We start from the raw sequence: 16,023 nt of genomic DNA, 5'->3' as shown, positions 1-16,023 counted from the left end.
GGTAGATCCCGAACGGGAACCCGGTGCGCGTCGAGGAGAACTCGGCGAGCCAGGCGATCGGCCAGACCACGACCCCGAAGAGCGTGGTCCGCCGCCAGCCGAGGTCCGCACTCCCGGCGGCGACGAACAGCGCCAGGAAGGCGAACACGTACGGGCGGAGCGTCAGGGTTCCGAGCACCAGATCCATGAGGGCATTTTCACTCGACGAGACCGCATGTTACCATCAGCCCTCGTGGTGGCCCTCAACGGCGCAATCGCTCGAGCCCAGGCGTGGCTGCTCGCCCATCAGGCACCCGACGGTCACTGGGTGGGCGAGCTCGAAGCCAACACGACGATCACGTCGGAGTACCTCCTCCTCTGCCACCTGATCGATCGCGTGGACCGGAAGAAGGAGGCCAAGGCGGTCCGGTACCTCCACCGGCGCCAGCTCCCCGACGGCGGCTTCAACCTGTTCGAGGAGGGGCCCGCGAACCTGTCGGCCACGATCAAGGCGTACTTCGGCATGAAGCTGGCCGGCGTCAGCGCGGACGAGCCCGCGATGGTCGCCGCGCGCGAGCGCATCCGCGAGATGGGCGGCCCCGTGCGGGCCGACGTCTTCACCAAGATCCTGCTCGCGCTCTTCGGCGAGTACGACTGGAACGGCGTGCCGGCGATGCCGGTCGAGATCATGCTGCTGCCCCCGCCGTTTTTCCTCTTCAACATCTACGAGGTCTCGTACTGGTCGCGGACGGTGATCGTGCCGCTCCTGATCATCATGGACCGCAAGCCCGTGAAGTGGCTGCCGCCCCACCTGGCGCTCGACGAGCTGTGGCCCGAGTCGCGCGAGATGACGAGCCTCCGCTTCCCACGCGTCCCGGAGCCCTTCACCTGGCGCAAGCTCTTCTGGAAGAACTTCTTCGTCGCGGTGGACGACGGCCTGAAGATCTGGGAGCGCTTCACGAAGCGCCCGCTCCGCAAGCGCGCGATCGAGGCGGCCCGGGCGTGGCTCGAGGAGCGGCTCGCCGTGCCCGGCGGCCTCGGCGGCATCTATCCCGCGATGGCGAACTCGATCCTCGCGATGCGGCTGCTCGGCTACCCCGACGACCACCCGCTCGTCATGGGACAACTGAAGGAGATCGAGGCGCTCGCGGTCGAGACCGACGAGGAGATCCACTACCAGCCCTGCCCCTCGCCGGTGTGGGACACCGCGCTCACGATCAACGCGCTGGTCGAGAGCGGCCTCGAGCGTGAGCACCCCGCCCTCCGGCGCTCCGCCGAGTGGCTGATCGATCGGCAGGTGCTCGTGCCGGGCGACTGGCAGGTCAAGCGACCGCACGTCAAGCCCGGCGGCTGGGCGTTCCAGTACCGCAACGACTTCTACCCCGACCTCGACGACACCGGGATGGTCCTCATGGCGCTCGAGAAGGTGCCGGGGGTGGACGGCGACGCCGCGCAGGCCGCGAAGGAGCGGGGCCTCGGCTGGTTCCTCGGCATGCAGGGCGAGGACGGCGGCTGGGCGTCGTTCGACGCCGATAACAACCGCCTCTACCTGAACAACATCCCCTTCGCCGACCACGGCGCGCTGCTCGACCCCTCCACCGAGGACCTCACGGGGCGCGGCCTCGAGCTCCTGGGCACGCTGGGCTACGACACGAGCTTCGAGCCCGCGCGGCGCGCGATCCACTTCCTGCGCCACACCCAGCGCCACGACGGCCCGTGGTACGGCCGCTGGGGCGTGAACTACATCTACGGCACCTGGTCGGTGCTCCGCGGCCTCGGCGCGATCGGCGAGGACCCCCGCCACGAGTACGTGCAGCGCGCGGTGCGCTGGCTCGAGCGGCGCCAGAACCGGGACGGCGGCTGGGGGGAGACGTGCGAGAGCTACGACGACCCGGAGTTCGCCGGGGTCGGCGAGTCGACGCCGAGCCAGACCGCGTGGGCGCTGCTCGCGCTCTTCGCGGCGGGCCGGACCAGCGGCGTCGCCGTCGAGCGCGGCGTCGAGTATCTGCTGAAGACCCAGCGCCCGGACGGCTCCTGGGACGACGGACTCTGGAACGGGACGGGATTCCCGCGCGTCTTCTATCTCAAGTACCACCTGTACGCGAAGTGCTTCCCCCTCTGGGCGCTGGGGGTGTACCGCAGCGCCCAGCGATGAACGACCGGCCGCTCCCGCTGCCGCTGCGCACGCTCGACTCGCTCGGCCTGTGGGCGAACGAGGTCGTGGAGTCGCTGGGCCGCTTCGGGACGTTCCTCGCCGAGGCGCTCGGGACGCTGGTCTCGCCGCCGTTCAAGCTCTGGGCGTTCGTCGACCGGATCCACTACATCGGATACCGCTCGCTGCTGATCATCCTCCTCACCGGCGGCTTCACCGGGATGGTGCTCGGCCTCCAGGTGTACTTGACGCTGGTCCGCTTCGGGTCGGAGGCGTACCTCGGCCCCGCGGTCGCGCTCTCGCTCATCCGCGAGCTCGGTCCGGTGCTCTCGGCGCTCATGGTGACGGGCCGCGCCGGCTCGGCGCTGACCGCCGAGATCGGCATCATGCGCATCACGGAGCAGATCGACGCGCTCACCGTGATGGCCCTGAACCCGATGCGCTATCTCGTGGCGCCGTCCATGCTCGCGGGCCTCGTGACGTTCCCGCTCATGACCGCGATCTTCGACACGGTGGGCATCTTCGGCGGCTACCTGGTGGGCGTCGAGCTCCTCGGGCTCTCGCAGGGGACGTACTTCGGCGAGATGCAGACGTTCGTGGACATGAAGGACATCATGATGGGCGTCTGGAAGTCGCTGTCGTTCGGCGTGATCGTGACGTGGGTGTGCACGTACAAGGGCTTCCACGTTGGCCACGGCGCCGAGGGCGTGGCGAAGGCCACGACCGACGCGGTCGTCCTCTCGTCGGTCCTCATCCTCGTCTGGGACTACTTCATGGGCTCGGTGCTGCCGTGAGTCCGGCGGTGCGGGGCTTATGATCAAGGTCGAGCGCCTGACGAAGTCCTTCGGGCGGCAGGAGGTGCTGCGGGGGCTCGACCTCGAGGTCCCGACGGGCTCGATCACCGTCATCATCGGCCGGAGCGGCGGCGGCAAGTCGGTGCTCCTGAAGCACCTGCTCGGCCTCCTCCGCCCCGACGCGGGCCGCGTGCTCGTCGACGGCGCCGAGATCACCGGCCTCCGCGGGGCCGCGCTCGACGAGGTCCGGCGGCGCTACGGCGTCGTCTTCCAGGGAGGCGCGCTCTTCGACTCGATGTCGTGCGCGGACAACGTGGCCTTCCCGCTGCGCGAGAAGCTCAGGGTCCCGCGGCCGGAGGTGGCCAAGCGCGTCGAGGCCGCGCTCGCCCAGGTCGGGCTCGAGGGCATGGGCGCGAAGAATCCCGCGGAGGTCTCGGGCGGTATGCGCAAGCGCGTGGCGATCGCGCGGGCGCTCGTCACCGAGCCCGAGATCGTCTTCTTCGACGAGCCCACCACGGGGCTCGACCCGGTGCTCGTCAACACGATCCACCACCTGATCCTCGACCTCCACCGCCGCTACCGGTTCACCGCCGTCATGGTGAGCCACGAGATCCCGGAGATCTTCGAGATCGCCGACACCGTCGCCGTGCTCCACGACGGCAGGATCGTGGAGGTCGGCACGCCGGCGGCCATCCAGGCGTCGGCGAACCGGGTCGTGCGCCAGTTCATCCAGGGTGTTCCCGAGAACTCGGAGGGAGCCTGATGGAGCGGACGCGGATCAACATCGCGGTGGGCCTCTTCGTCCTCGTCGGCATCGTGGCGCTGGGCTACCTGTCGATCAAGCTCGGTCGCGTCGCGTTCCTCGGCGGCGCCGGGTACGAGGTCACCGCGGACTTTCCGTCGGTCGGCGGGCTCAAGCCCGGGTCGACCGTCGAGATCGCCGGCGTGGAGGTCGGCCGGGTCGAGGACATCGCCCTGGTCGACTACCAGGCGCGCGTGACGCTGCGGATCAACAAAGGCGTGAAGCTGCAGGAGGACTCGATCGCGTCGATCAAGACCAAGGGACTGATCGGCGAGAAGTACCTGCGGATCAGCCCGGGCGGCTCGGACAAGATCATCCCGCCGAACGGCCGCATCCGCGAGGTCGAGGCGCCCGTCGATTTCGAGGAGCTGCTGTCGAAGTATATCTTCGGGAAGGTGTAGGAGGCGGCGATGGCGGTGGCCCGCCGCGGGCTCATGCTCGCCGCCGGAGTCCTGCTGCTGCTCGCCCCGACCCGCGCGTGGGCCGGGGCGCCCACGGACCGGCTCAAGGCGGAGATCGACCGGGTCCTCGAGGTGCTCGAGGACCCGGAGCTCAAGAAGCCGGGCAAGGTCCGGGAGCGCCGCGCCGCGGTCCGGCGGATCGCGGACGGCATCTTCGACTTCGGCGAAACCGCCAAGCGCTCGCTCGCGCGCCACTGGGCCGCGCGGACGCCGGCCGAGCGCGAGGAGTTCGTCCGGCTCTTCGCCGACCTGCTCGAGCGCTCGTACCTCTCGAGGATCGAGCTCTACGGCGGCGAGAGGATCAGCTATCTCGGCGAGACGCTCGACGGCGACCAGGCGATGGTGCACACGAAGCTCGTCACGAAGGGGGGCAGCGAGATCCCCGTGGACTATCGCATGCTGCGGCGGGGCGACCGCTGGCTCGTCTACGACGTGGTGATCGAGGGCATCAGCCTGATCGCGAACTACCGCGCGCAGTTCAACAAGATCATCACGACCGCGTCCTACCAGGAGCTCGTCCGGAGGATGAAGACCAAGCAGGACGAGTTCGTCCACCAGGAACGGCCCGCCTCGCAGCGGTGAGCGCACGCGACGTGCCCGGCGCCGCGGGGGGTCATGTTACACTGTCCCGAGATCACGTCCGCCGATCACGCCGTACCGATCGCGTCGGGTAAGGGAGGCGCCGGTGGGATCCGTTCGAGTCGCCATCGTCGGTGTCGGCAATTGCGCGTCGTCGCTCGTGCAGGGCGTGGAGTACTACAGGCAGGCGCCCGAGCACCAGTTCATTCCCGGCCTCATGCACCCGCGGCTCGGGCCCTACCACGTCGGTGACATCGAGTTCTCCGCCGCATTCGACATCGACGCGCGCAAGGTCGGGCTCGACCTCGGCGAGGCGATCTTCCAGGCGCCAAACAACACGGTGCGCTTCGCGAAGGTCGGCGCGCTCGGCGTGCCGGTCCAGCGCGGGATGACCCACGACGGCCTCGGCCAGTACCTGTCGCAGGTGATCACGAAGGCGCCCGGCTCGACCGCCGACATCGCCGGCATCCTCCGCGAGACGCGCACGAACGTCGTCGTCAACTTCCTGCCGGTCGGCAGCGAGATGGCCACCAAGTGGTACGTCGAGCAGGTGCTCGAGGCGGGCTGCGCGTTCGTCAACTGCATCCCCGTCTTCATCGCGCGCGAGGCCTACTGGCGGCGGCGGTTCGAGGAGCGGGGCCTGCCGGTCATCGGCGACGACGTGAAGTCGCAGCTCGGCGCGACGATTGTCCACCGCGTCCTCACCAAGCTCTTCATGGACCGCGGCGTGCGCCTCGAGCGCACGAGCCAACTCAACTTCGGCGGCAACACCGACTTCTACAACATGCTCGAGCGCGAGCGGCTCGCCTCCAAGAAGATCTCGAAGACCGACGCGGTCCGCTCGCAGCTCGGCCACGAGCTCCCGGCCGACGCCGTCCACATCGGCCCGAGCGACTACGTGCCGTGGCTCGAGGACCGCAAGTGGGCCCACATCCGGCTGGAGGGCCGGGGCTTCGGCGACCAGCCGATCAACGTCGAGCTGAAGCTCGAAGTGTGGGACTCGCCGAACTCGGCCGGCGTCGTGATCGACGCGATCCGCCTCTGCCGGATCGCGCTCGACCGCGGCCTCAAGGGGGCGCTGCTCGCGCCGTCCGCCTACCTGATGAAGTCGCCTCCGGAGCAGTGGGCCGACGACGCGGCCCGCGTCCGGCTCGAGCGGTTCATCGCCGGCGAAGAGTAGGTGGCGGTCGCCCGGCGCATCGACCTCCCCCTCCGGCGGCTCGTCCACCTGTCGTGCGCCCGGCCCTGGCTGACGGTCGGGCTCGCCCTGTTCCTGGCACTCGTCTCGATCGACTACACGCTGACGACCATGACGTTCCAGACGTCGGCGCTCCGGCTCCTGCCGGCGGGCCAGCCCTACGTCGAGAAGTACCGGCAGTACGCCGCCGAGTTCGGCGACCTCGACGACCTCGCGATCGTCGTCAAGGCGCCCTCGCTCCCGGAGGCCACGGTCTACGCGGGCCGCCTCGTGCGCGAGCTCCGCGCCCGCCGCGTGCCCCTCGCCCGCGTCGCCTACCGCATCGACCCCAAGCACTTCGAGGGCCGGGGCCTCCTCTACCTCTCCCGGGAGAAGCTCGAGGCGATCCGCGACAAGATCCTCGACTACCAGGACTTCGTGGAAGCCTTCGCCGGTCGTCCGACCCTCGACCAGCTCGTCGACGGCGTGGCGACCCAGGTCGCCAACGCGTTCGTCACGGCCTTCATCGACCTCGGCCTCCACGACGCCAAGTCGTCGCTCGACATCCGCTTCGCCGAGGACCTCGTCGCGCAGATCGCGACGCGGCTCGACCGGCCCGCGCCCTACCACTCGCCCTGGGGCACGCTCTTTGCCGTGGGCGGCGCCGACAACCCGGGCGTCGGGTACTTCCTGTCGGACGACCAGCGGCTCCTCTTCATCCTGGCCGAGCCCGAGAGCGAGCGCGGCAGCTTCACGGGCGACCAGCGCGCGATCGAGGGCGTCCGGGCGGTGATCGCGAAGCTCCGGCGCGAGTACCCGAACATCGAGGTCGGCGTCACCGGCAAGCCCGCGCTCTCCAACGACGAGATGACGTCCGCCTTCCGCGACAGCCAGCACGCGACGATCCTCGCGTTCGCGCTCACGCTGGGCCTGCTCCTGGCGGCGTTTCTCCGCGTCGGCAAGCCCGTGCTCATGCTGCTCGTGCTCACCACGAGCCTCTGCTGGTCGCTCGGTGTCGCGACGCTCGTCATCGGGCACCTCTCGCTCTTCTCGGTCATGTTCATCTCGATCGTCATCGGCATCGGCATCGACTACGGAATCTACTTCCTCTTCCGCTACGAGGAGGAGCTGTTCCTCGGCCGGAACCTCAAGGAAGCGATCGAGATCACGGCGGGACGCGGCGGGCCCGGCATGCTGCTGGGCGCGGTCACCGCCGCGGGCACCTTCTACGTGCTCGGCCTCACCGAGTTCCGCGGCGTCCAGGAGCTCGGGTTCGTCGCGGGCACGGCCATCGTCTTCTCCTGGGTCGCGATGATCACCGTCTTCCCGGCCATCCTGGTGCTCGTGGACCGCCACCACGCGGGCCGCCCGGCGAACGCGATCCCGCGCGCGATCGCGCTGGAGCGGGTGCACGTGCCGCTGCTCGAGCGGCTCGCCCAATACCCGACGGCGGTCCTGGTCTTCGCCGTCGGGATCACGGGGTTCTCGCTCTGGGGCCTCACCTACATCCAGTTCGACTACAACCTGCTCAATCTCCAGGCCGAAGGCACCGAGTCCGTCGTGTGGGAGCGCAAGATCCTCGCCACCGCCGGCCGCTCGGGATTCACGGCGCTGGCCGGCGCGGACTCGCTCGAGGAGCTCCGCCGCAAGCACACCGCCTTCAGCCGGCTCCCCACGGTCTCGGAGGTGGACTCGGCGCTCCTCCTGATCCCCGACGACCAGCCCGCGAAGATGAAGGTCATCCGCGACTTCGCGCCGATCGTCGCGCCGATCCGCATCGGGCGTCCCACCCCCGTGGACATTCCGCGGCTCATCGAGGCGCTCGAGACGCTGCGGCGCCGATTCGGGATCGCGGCGAACGAGGCGCCGGAGGGCGAGACGAAGCTGCGCCTCGCGAACCTCGTCGAGGAGCTCGACCGCCTCGCGACCCGCCTGCGCCAGACGGACCCCGACGTGAGCGAGCCGGCGCTGACGGTGCTCCAGAACCAGGTCTACAACGATTTCGTGAGGAACTTCCAGCGGCTCCAGGCGAACCTCAACCCGAAGCCCATCGGGCTCCGGGACGTGCCGCCCGAGCTCCGCCGGAAGTTCATCAGCGACCGCGGCCACTTCCTGCTCCAGATCCACCCCGCGGTGGACATCTGGGACCGGGAGGGCGCGCTGCGCTTCATCACCGACCTCCGCTCGGTGGACCCGGAGGTGACCGGCACGCCGATCGTCACGTTCGAGGCGATCCGCTTCATGGAGCGCTCCTACCAGGAAGGCACGGTGTACGCCGTGCTCCTCGTCTCGCTCGTGACGTACCTCACGCTCCGGCGCGTGCGGGAGACGCTGCTCGCGCTCCTGCCGCTCGGCCTCGGGCTCCTGTGGACCTGCGGCCTCATGTTCTTCTTCGACTTGAAGTTCAACATGGGGAACGTCTTCGGCCTGCCGCTCATCCTCGGCGCCGCCGCGGAGTACGGCCTCAACATCGTGATCCGCTACATGGAGGGACGCGACCACGGCGGGCCGCTCATCGCCCGCAGCACGGTGATGGGCGTCCTCGTGAGCGGGCTCTCGACGATCGTCGGGTTCGGCAGCCTCATGGTGGCCGACCACCGCGGCATCTTCGGGCTGGGGCTCCTGCTCACCCTCGGCACCGCGACGAGCCTCGTCGCGGCGCTCATCGTGCTGCCCGTGCTCCTGGGTCCGCGCGCCCGCCCGGCGCTGCGCGAGCCCGAGGTCGAGCCCGTCGCGCTCTCGTCTCCCTGATGGCGCCCCGCGTCCTCATCCTGACGGCGAGCTTCGGCTCCGGCCACAACGCCGCCGCCGACGCGCTCGCCGCGGCTTTCCGCGCCGCGGGCGCCGGGACGCGCGTCGTCGACCACTTCCGCGAGCTCGTGCACCCGGCCTTCGACCGCTGGAGCCGGCGGCTCTACGACACGATGCTCCGCCGCGCTCCCGGCCTCTGGAGCCTCGCGTACCGGACCGGCGACCGGATGACGCCCGCGTCGGCGCTCACGTTCAACGCGAACCGGCTCGGCAGCGCGCGGCTCGCGCGGCTCCTCGAGGCCGAGCGGCCCGACCGCGTGGCGTGCACCCACCCCACGCCGGCGGGCGCCCTCGGCGTGCTGCGCGCGCGCGGCGTCCCGACGCCGCCCTACGCGATCGTCTTCAGCGACTTCGCCGTCCACGGCCAGTGGCTCCACCCCGAGGCCGACGTCCACTACGTCCCGGCCGACGCGCTCGGGCGCGCGGTCGTCGCGGGCGGCATCGCCCCCGAGCGGGTCGTGACAACCGGGATCCCGCTCCGCCCCGAGTTCGCGGAGCCGCTCGACCGCGCGGCCGCGCGGGCCGCGCTCGGGCTCGACCCGCGCGCACCCGTCGTCCTCGCGATGGCCGGCGCCGACGGCGGGCGCGGCCGGCTCGAGGCCGTGACGCGCGTGCTCACCGAGCTGCCCCCGCCGCTCGAAGCCCTCGTCGTGACCGGCGTGGACGCGAACCTCGCCCGCGCGCTCTCCGCGCGGGCCGGCGGGCGCGCCGGGCTCAGGGTCCTCGGCTACGCGACGAACGTCCGCCAGCTCATGGCCGCCGCGGACGTGCTCGTGACCAAGGCGGGCGGCCTCTCGCTCGCCGAGGCGCTCGCGGCGGAGCTCCCCGTCGTCTGCTTCGGCTCGCTCCCCGGCCACGAGGCGCGCAACGAGGCGTTCGTCGTCGCGGCGGGCGTGGCGCTCGCGGCGCGCTCGCCGGCCGAGCTCGGCGGCGTGCTGCGGCGCGTCCTCGCGCGGCGCGACGCGCTCGACGGCCTCCGCGCCGCGGGCCGCGCCCTCCGGCGGCCGCACGCCGCCGGCGAGCTCGCGGACCACCTGCTGGGGATCGCCGCGCCGGAGGCGCCCGCGCGGCCGCTCGCGGCCTACCGCGCGCGCTGAGCGAGGAAGCGGAAGAACTCCGCGCCCTCGCGGAGGCGGCGCCCGAGCATCCGGCGGTCACGCGCCATCTCGCACGCCAGCGCCCAGAGCTTCCGCGGGCGGAAGTAGAACCGCTTGTAGAACACCTCGACGGCGTCGAAGATCTCGGCGCTCGACAGGTGCGGATAGGCGAGGGCGCTCTGCTGGAACCCGCGGCCGCCCACGAGGTCGGGCCCGCCGAGCCAGCCCGCGTCCACGGCCTCGCGGTACAGCGCGGTGCCGGGATAGGGCGCGGCGATCGAGACCTGGATCGTGTGCGGGTCGATCTCGCACGCGTAGCGGATCGTCGTCTCGATCGTCTCGCGCGTCTCGCCGGGCAGCCCGAGGATAAAGGTGCCGTGGGTCATGATGCCGAGGTCGCGGCAGTCGCGCGCGAACCGCCGCGCGACGTCGAGCCGGAGCCCCTTCTTCACGTTGTTGAGGATCCGCTGGTCGCCCGACTCGTAGCCGACGAGCAGGAGCCGCAGCCCGTTGTCCCGGAGAACCCGGAGCGTCGCGTACGGCACGTCCGCCTTGGCGTTGCAGGACCACGTGACGCCGAGCCGGCCGAGCCCGCGCGCGATCGCCTCGGCGCGTGGGAGGTCGTCGGTGAACGTGTCGTCGTCGAAGAAGTACTCGCGCGCCTGCGGGAAGTAGCGCCGGGCGAGGGCGATCTCGTCGAGGACGTGCGCGACCGAGCGCCTCCGATAGCGCTGACCCCCGACGGTCTGGGGCCAGAGGCAGAAGGTGCACTTCGAGCGGCAGCCGCGGCCCGTGTAGAGCGACACGTAGGGATGGAGGAGGTAGCCGATGAAGTAGTTTTCGATGGTGAGGTCGCGCTTGTAGACGTCCACGACGAAGGGCAGCGCGTCCATGTCCTCGAGGACCGGCCGGTCGGGCGTGTGGCGGATCAGGCCGCCGGCACGGTACGAGAGCCCGCGGACCCGCTCGAGCGGCCGGCCCCGCGCGACCTCCTCCAGCGTGAAGTCGAACTCGTTGCGCGCCACGAACTCGATCGCGTCGGAGGCGGCGAGCGCGTCCTCGGGATTCACCGCGACGTGGGCGCCGACGAAGCCGATCCGCAGCCACGGGTTCTCCGCGCGGAGCGCCTCGGCGACCTTCACGTCGTAGGAAAACGACGGCGTGCTCGTGTGGAGCACGGCCAGCTCGTACCCGCGGGCGAGCGGCAGCACGTCCTCGAGCGCGAGATCGGCGGGCGGCGCGTCCACGAGGCGGGAGCCCGGGACCAGCGCCGCGGGCTGCGCGAGCCACGTCGGGTACCAGAACGAGCGCACCTCGCGGCGCGCCTGGTAGCGCGAGCCGGCGCCCCCGTCGAAGCCCTCGTACGACGGCGGGTGCAGGAAGAGCGTCCTGAGGTAGCCCGCCGCCTCAGACACGCGAGACCTCGACGAGGTTCGAATGGAACGCGGGCCCCCCGCCCATGTCGGTGACGCGGTCGTCGGTGAGCACGTTCACGGAGCGCCCGCCCGGATGGAACCGGTGCCACCAGATCCCCTCGACCACGACCACGCCGGGCCGCGTCGCGTCCGTCACGCGCGCGGTGAACCGCGCCGCGCCCCGGGCGCTCTCGACGCGGACCGCGTCGCCGTCGGCGATGCCGCGCGCCGACGCGTCCGGCGCGGCGACCATCACGCTCGGCGTCCCCTGCCGCCGGCGCAGCCGCTCGGACTGGCTGAAGGACGAGTTCAGGAAGAAGCGGTTCGGCGGCACGATGCACTGGAGCGGGAAGCGCCGGAGGAGCTCCGCGCGCTCCGGTCCCTCGGCGAGGGGTACCCAGGTCGGGAGCGCGGGGAACCCCTGGCGCGCGAGCGTTTCCGAGTAGAACTCGACCCGGCCCGACGGCGTCGGCGCCCCGTGCGCGAACGGCATGTACGGCCGCGGCAGGTCGAGCCGCGCCCAGCCCTCGCGCCGGAGCCGCGCGTAGGTGATGCCCCGCACCGGGGCGCCGCCGCGCGCGAGGAACTCGTCGATGAGCGCTGGGACGCTCTTGGCGTAGTGCTCCTCGGCCACGCCCAGCGCGCGCGCGAGCCGCCCGCAGACCTCCCAGTTCGACAGCGCTTCGCCCTGCGGCGGCAGGACGGGCCGGGCCAGCTGGAGCGTGAACTGGCCGTAGGAGCGGTAGAGGTCCTCGTGCTCCATGGACGTCGTCGCGGGCAGGACGAGGTCGGCGTAGTGCGCCGTGTCCGTCAGCACCTGCTCGTGGACGACCGTGAACAGGTCCTCCCGCGCGAGCCCCTCGAGCACGAACGTCTGGTTCGGGCACACGGCCGCGGGGTTCGAGCTGTAGACGTAGAGCGCCTTCACGGGCGGCGCGAGCGTCGGGTCGGTGAGGACTCGGCCGAGCCGGATCATGTTGATCACGCGCGGCGGCGGGCCCGGCATGAGATCGGGACGCTCGAGCACGCGGAAGTCGAACCCGGGCGCCTGGCCCGAGGAAAGGAGCGCGCCGCCGTGGGGATCCGCGTAAGCGCCCGTGAGGGCCGGCAGGCACGCGAGGGTGCGGCAGGCCATGCCGCCGTTGTCGTGGCGCGAGAGACCGATGCCGATACGGATGAAGCTCCGCGGCCCGGCGCCGTACCGCCGGGCGAACCGCGCGATGGTCTCCGCGGGGAGGCCGACGGTCGGCGCGACCGCGTCGGGCGACCAGGCCTTGACGTGCTCGGCGAGGCGCTCGAAGCCGAGCGTGGCGCGCTCGATGTAGTCGCGGTCGAGGCGCCCCTCGGCCACGAGCACGTGCATCACCGCGAGGGCCAGCGCCGTGTCGGTGCCCGGGCGGAGCATCAGGTGCTCGTCCCCCTGCTGCGCGGTCGGCGTGCGGTAGGGGTCCACGACCACGACGTGCGCGCCGCGGGCGCGGGCCTGCTTCACGAGCGTCATGACGTTCACGGTCGAGTAGGCGGCGTTCACGCCCCAGAGGACGACGAGGTCGGCGCCCACCATCTGCTCGGAGTCGTTGCCGGTGACCACGCCGACGGTCGCGCGCCACCCGGTGTACGCGGTCGACACGCAGATCGAGCGGTCGAGGCGGGAGGCGCCGAGCGCGTGGAAGAGCGGGTGGCCCGCGTGGTACTGCACTTGTCCCATCGAGCCCGCGTAGGAAAAGGGCAGGATCGCCTCGGCGCCGTGCTCCCGGATGACCGCGCGCCAGCGCTCCGCGATCTCGCCGATCGCCTCGTCCCAGGAGATCCGCGCGAACTCGCCGCGCCCCTTCGGGCCCACGCGCCTGAGCGGCGTCGCGACGCGCAGCGGCGAGTGCACTCGTTCCGCGTACTCGCGCACCTTGCCGCAGATCACGCCCTGCGTGAACGGGTGCGCGGGATCTCCGGTGACCGCGGTAATGCGCCCGTCCTCGACGGTGACGAGGAGCCGGCAGCACGACGGGCAGTCGTGGGGGCACACGGAGGACGGCATGACCGCGTAACAGGTTATCATGGCGGCCGGATGTTCGAGTGGGCCCGGCGGCTCAACCCGTTCAAGACCCCGGAGACCCAGCGGCTCGCGACCCTCTTCGGCGTCGTCTACTTCGCCCAGGGCATGTGGTACCTGCCGAACCAGACGATCACGATCATCCTCAAGGACCGCGGGCTCACGGCGGGCCAGGTCGCCGACTTCTTCCTGCTGAGCACGATCCCGTGGCTGATCAAGCCCGCCTACGGCCTCCTCTCGGACTTCGTGCCGCTCCTCGGGCGCCGGCGGCAGAGCTACTTCATCCTCACCTCGGGGCTCGCCGCCTTCGCGGGCCTCGCCCTCGCCTCGGGCGCGCTGATCTCGCACGGGCCGATCGAGACGTTCACGGCCGTCCTGCCCGGCGTGGGCGCCGTGACCTTCACGCTCGTTTCCGGCGTGGGCCTCTTCACGCTCATGGCGCTCGGGCTCGCCTTCACCGACGTGCTGGTCGACGCGATGATGGTCGAGAACGGCCGGCCGCGCGGCCTCACCGGCGCCTTCCAGTCGGTGCAGTGGGCGTGCATCACGGTGGCGTCCGTGATCGTCGGCTTGCTGGGCGGCTACCTCGCGGAGCACCGGAGCCTCCGGACCGCCTTCCTGCTCGCGGCGGCGTTCCCCCTCGTCTCGCTCTTGATGGGCGTCTTCGTCGTCCGCGAGCCTCGTGCGCGCTTCGACGCCGAGGCGATACGCGAGACGGGCCGGGCCATCCGCGAGGCGCTCGCCCACCGGGACATGTGGGTCGTCGTGGGCTTCATCTTCTTCTGGACGTTCAGCCCCTCGTTCGGCCCGGCGTTCCTCTATTACCAGACCGACGCCCTCGGGTTCAGCCAGCAGTTCATCGGCACGCTCGGCTCGCTCGCGGCGAGCGCGGGCGTCGTCGGCGCCGCGATTTATGCCCCGCTCTCGCGGCGCTTCCCGCTCAAGTGGCTCATCAACGTGTCCATCGGCGCGGGGGTCGTCGCGACGCTCGCCTACCTCGTCTATCGCGGCCGGGCCTCGGCGCTCGTCATCGACATCTCGTTCGGATGCGTCGGGATGATCACCCAGCTCGCGCTGCTGGACCTCGCGGCCAAGTCGTGCCCGAAGCGCGTGGAGGCGACCTTCTTCGCGCTGCTCATGTCGGTCTACAACGCCGGGACGCAGCTCTCGCAGAACGTCGGCGCGCGCCTCTACGACGCGATCGGCTTCACGCCGCTCGTGCTCATCTCGGCGGCCCTCACCGCGGCCGCGTGGCTGCTCGTGCCGCTCGTGAGGATCGACCGCATCGAGGCGCGCGCGCGCGAGGAGGCCGCGGCGCGGGCGGCGGCCGACGCGGCGGCCGCCGGGGTCAGTCGGTGACGGAGAGGAAGAACTCCACCTCCGCGGGACCGGCGACGAGCGGATCGCGGCGCTCGCGGAAGGCCGCCAGGTGCGGCGCCTTCCGGTGCACGTCGAAGGCCGCGTCGGAACGGTACTGCTCGTAGAAGAGGAAGACGTCGGGGTTCTTCTTGGACCGGTGCAATCGGTAGACGAGGCAGTCCGGCTCCGCTTTCCGCACCGCCGCCACCTGCTCGCGGAGGAACGTCTCGAGCTCGTCGCCCTTGCCGGGCTTCGCCGACAACTTCGCGACCACGGTCAGCACGTTCGCCATCGTCACGCCTCCCTGTCCTGGTTGATGTGCGCGCCGGCACGCGCCAGCGCGTGGGCGCGGCGGAGCCACCGCAGCGCGCGCCCCACGTCTTCGGGCTCGTCCACACCGAGCTCGACCCAGCCCCGGCGCGCGAAGCGCCGGTGCGGGCGGATCCGCGCGTCGGCGAGGGCCCGGCGCTGGTCGGCGGGCCCGAGGCGGATCCAGAGATCGCGCTCCTTCTCGCGGAGCGGGAAGCACGCGAACAGCGTCTCGCCGACGAAGTAGCCCCAGCGGCCGAACATCGGCGTGATCCTGACACCCTCCCAGCCGCCGAGGGCCTCGTTGAGCCGCTGCGCGGGGCCGCTCCCGCCGCGCTCGAGCGTGCGCCGGAGCTTGCGCCCCCGCCCCATGCCGCGGACGCGGCGCGTCCCTATGGCCAGACCTGCGTGTATGCGAACCGGGCGCGCTGGCTGACCGCGCCGAAGTTCGCGTCGTACTCGGCGCGGAGCGCCTTCATGTGGTCGGAGGCCACGAGGCGCCGGTAAGTCGCCTCGTCCTGGAGCTCGTACACCGCCATGTACTGCCAGGTGTCCTCGCCCTCGAGCGCCTTGTAGCGCCGCGCGCTCACGAGGCCCTTCCACTGGAGCACCTGCGGCACGTGCTCCTCGTTGTACCAGCGGTTGAACGCCTCTTCCCGGTCGCGCCGGATGGTCGCCTTCACGACGAACAGCACCGTGGCCATCGTGGGTCTCCTGGCACCGCACGGAGTCGAACGCCGGCCATTCTGCCATTGACACCGTCTCGCCCGCCATGCGAAAAGAAACCGTTTCGCCACACGCTGACGAAAGGACGGTCATGGCGACGGCGCGCGTGACGTTCGCTCCGGTCGAGGGCGCCGCCGCGCTCTTCACGGGCGCGTTCTGTGAGTACCTGACGCGGCTGCACGACGGGCTCGCCGCGCGGGCGCTCGAGCTCCGCCGGCGGCGCGACGAGGTTCTGCGCGCGGCGCTCCAGCGCCGCGCGATGCCCGCCCCCCTGCCCGCGAGCGAGGCGACCGCGGGGACATGGCGGGTCCC

General features: G+C 71.3%; 16 protein-coding genes. 10 read left to right on the top strand and 6 right to left on the bottom strand.

The genetic code is table 11. The features are described from left to right. Positions 1-187, bottom strand: a 187-nt coding sequence (locus tag VKG64_14090) for a carotenoid biosynthesis protein (GenBank protein ID HKB26171.1), incomplete at its 3' end; no start/stop codon positions are given. A gap of 27 nt (positions 188-214) precedes the next feature. On the opposite strand from VKG64_14090, the gene shc reads away from it, so the two are divergent. From shc to VKG64_14050, 8 genes are all read left to right on the top strand, one after another. Beyond that, a complete protein-coding gene (gene shc, locus VKG64_14085; GenBank protein HKB26170.1) occupies positions 215-2,134 on the top strand; it encodes a squalene--hopene cyclase in 1,920 nt (639 codons plus the stop codon). After that, positions 2,131-2,925, top strand: a complete 795-nt coding sequence (locus VKG64_14080) for an MlaE family lipid ABC transporter permease subunit (GenBank protein ID HKB26169.1) — start codon at positions 2,131-2,133, stop codon at positions 2,923-2,925. The genes shc and VKG64_14080 overlap by 4 nt, the downstream gene beginning before the upstream one ends. Positions 2,926-2,944: 19 nt before the next feature. After that, the gene (locus VKG64_14075) at positions 2,945-3,688 is read left to right on the top strand and encodes an ATP-binding cassette domain-containing protein (protein ID HKB26168.1); all 744 of its coding nucleotides are present in this window, start codon (positions 2,945-2,947) and stop codon (positions 3,686-3,688) included. Beyond that, on the top strand, positions 3,688-4,128 hold the full coding sequence (mlaD, locus tag VKG64_14070) for an outer membrane lipid asymmetry maintenance protein MlaD (GenBank protein HKB26167.1): 441 nt from the start codon (positions 3,688-3,690) through the stop codon (positions 4,126-4,128). The genes VKG64_14075 and mlaD overlap by 1 nt, the downstream gene beginning before the upstream one ends. Positions 4,129-4,137: 9 nt before the next feature. Further along, positions 4,138-4,770, top strand: a complete 633-nt coding sequence (locus tag VKG64_14065) for an ABC transporter substrate-binding protein (GenBank protein HKB26166.1) — start codon at positions 4,138-4,140, stop codon at positions 4,768-4,770. 103 nt (positions 4,771-4,873) lie between these two features. Continuing rightward, the gene (locus VKG64_14060; protein ID HKB26165.1) at positions 4,874-5,947 is read left to right on the top strand and encodes an inositol-3-phosphate synthase; all 1,074 of its coding nucleotides are present in this window, start codon (positions 4,874-4,876) and stop codon (positions 5,945-5,947) included. Beyond that, entirely contained in the window at positions 5,948-8,695 is a 2,748-nt protein-coding gene (locus tag VKG64_14055; protein HKB26164.1) for an MMPL family transporter, read from the top strand. Then, positions 8,695-9,852 (top strand): glycosyltransferase, encoded by a 1,158-nt coding sequence (locus tag VKG64_14050; protein ID HKB26163.1) that lies wholly within the window; start codon positions 8,695-8,697, stop codon positions 9,850-9,852. The genes VKG64_14055 and VKG64_14050 overlap by 1 nt, the downstream gene beginning before the upstream one ends. On the opposite strand, the gene hpnJ is transcribed toward VKG64_14050, so the two are convergent. After that, positions 9,837-11,267 carry a hopanoid biosynthesis associated radical SAM protein HpnJ gene (hpnJ, locus tag VKG64_14045; protein HKB26162.1) on the bottom strand — a complete coding sequence of 477 codons (1,431 nt, stop codon included), beginning with the start codon at positions 11,265-11,267 and terminating at the stop codon, positions 9,837-9,839. The genes VKG64_14050 and hpnJ overlap by 16 nt on opposite strands. After that, positions 11,260-13,302, bottom strand: a complete 2,043-nt coding sequence (locus VKG64_14040) for a molybdopterin oxidoreductase family protein (GenBank protein ID HKB26161.1) — start codon at positions 13,300-13,302, stop codon at positions 11,260-11,262. The genes hpnJ and VKG64_14040 overlap by 8 nt, the downstream gene beginning before the upstream one ends. 30 nt (positions 13,303-13,332) lie before the next feature. Here VKG64_14040 and VKG64_14035 point away from each other — a divergent pair, with 30 nt between their 5' ends. Further along, entirely contained in the window at positions 13,333-14,676 is a 1,344-nt protein-coding gene (locus VKG64_14035; protein ID HKB26160.1) for an MFS transporter, read from the top strand. On the opposite strand, the gene VKG64_14030 is transcribed toward VKG64_14035, so the two are convergent. From VKG64_14030 to VKG64_14020, 3 genes are read right to left on the bottom strand one after another with little or no spacing between them, the layout of a single operon-like run. Continuing rightward, complete coding sequence (locus VKG64_14030) at positions 14,666-14,968, bottom strand: putative quinol monooxygenase (GenBank protein HKB26159.1); 303 nt, start codon at positions 14,966-14,968, stop codon at positions 14,666-14,668. The genes VKG64_14035 and VKG64_14030 overlap by 11 nt on opposite strands. A gap of 2 nt (positions 14,969-14,970) precedes the next feature. Further along, entirely contained in the window at positions 14,971-15,357 is a 387-nt protein-coding gene (locus VKG64_14025) for a luciferase family protein (protein ID HKB26158.1), read from the bottom strand. A 20-nt stretch (positions 15,358-15,377) separates the two neighbouring features. After that, positions 15,378-15,689, bottom strand: coding sequence for a DUF4286 family protein (locus VKG64_14020; GenBank protein HKB26157.1), 312 nt, complete (start codon positions 15,687-15,689; stop codon positions 15,378-15,380). Positions 15,690-15,802: 113 nt separating this feature from the next. Between VKG64_14020 and VKG64_14015 the strand changes: the two genes are divergently transcribed. Then, on the top strand, positions 15,803-16,023 hold a 221-nt coding region (locus VKG64_14015), incomplete at its 3' end, for a hypothetical protein (protein HKB26156.1).

The organism is Candidatus Methylomirabilota bacterium (assembly GCA_035260325.1).
GTDB lineage: Bacteria > Methylomirabilota > Methylomirabilia > Rokubacteriales > CSP1-6 > AR19.
The sequence above is the reverse complement of the archived record's forward strand: the minus strand, read 5'-3'. Positions and strand labels throughout refer to the sequence as shown.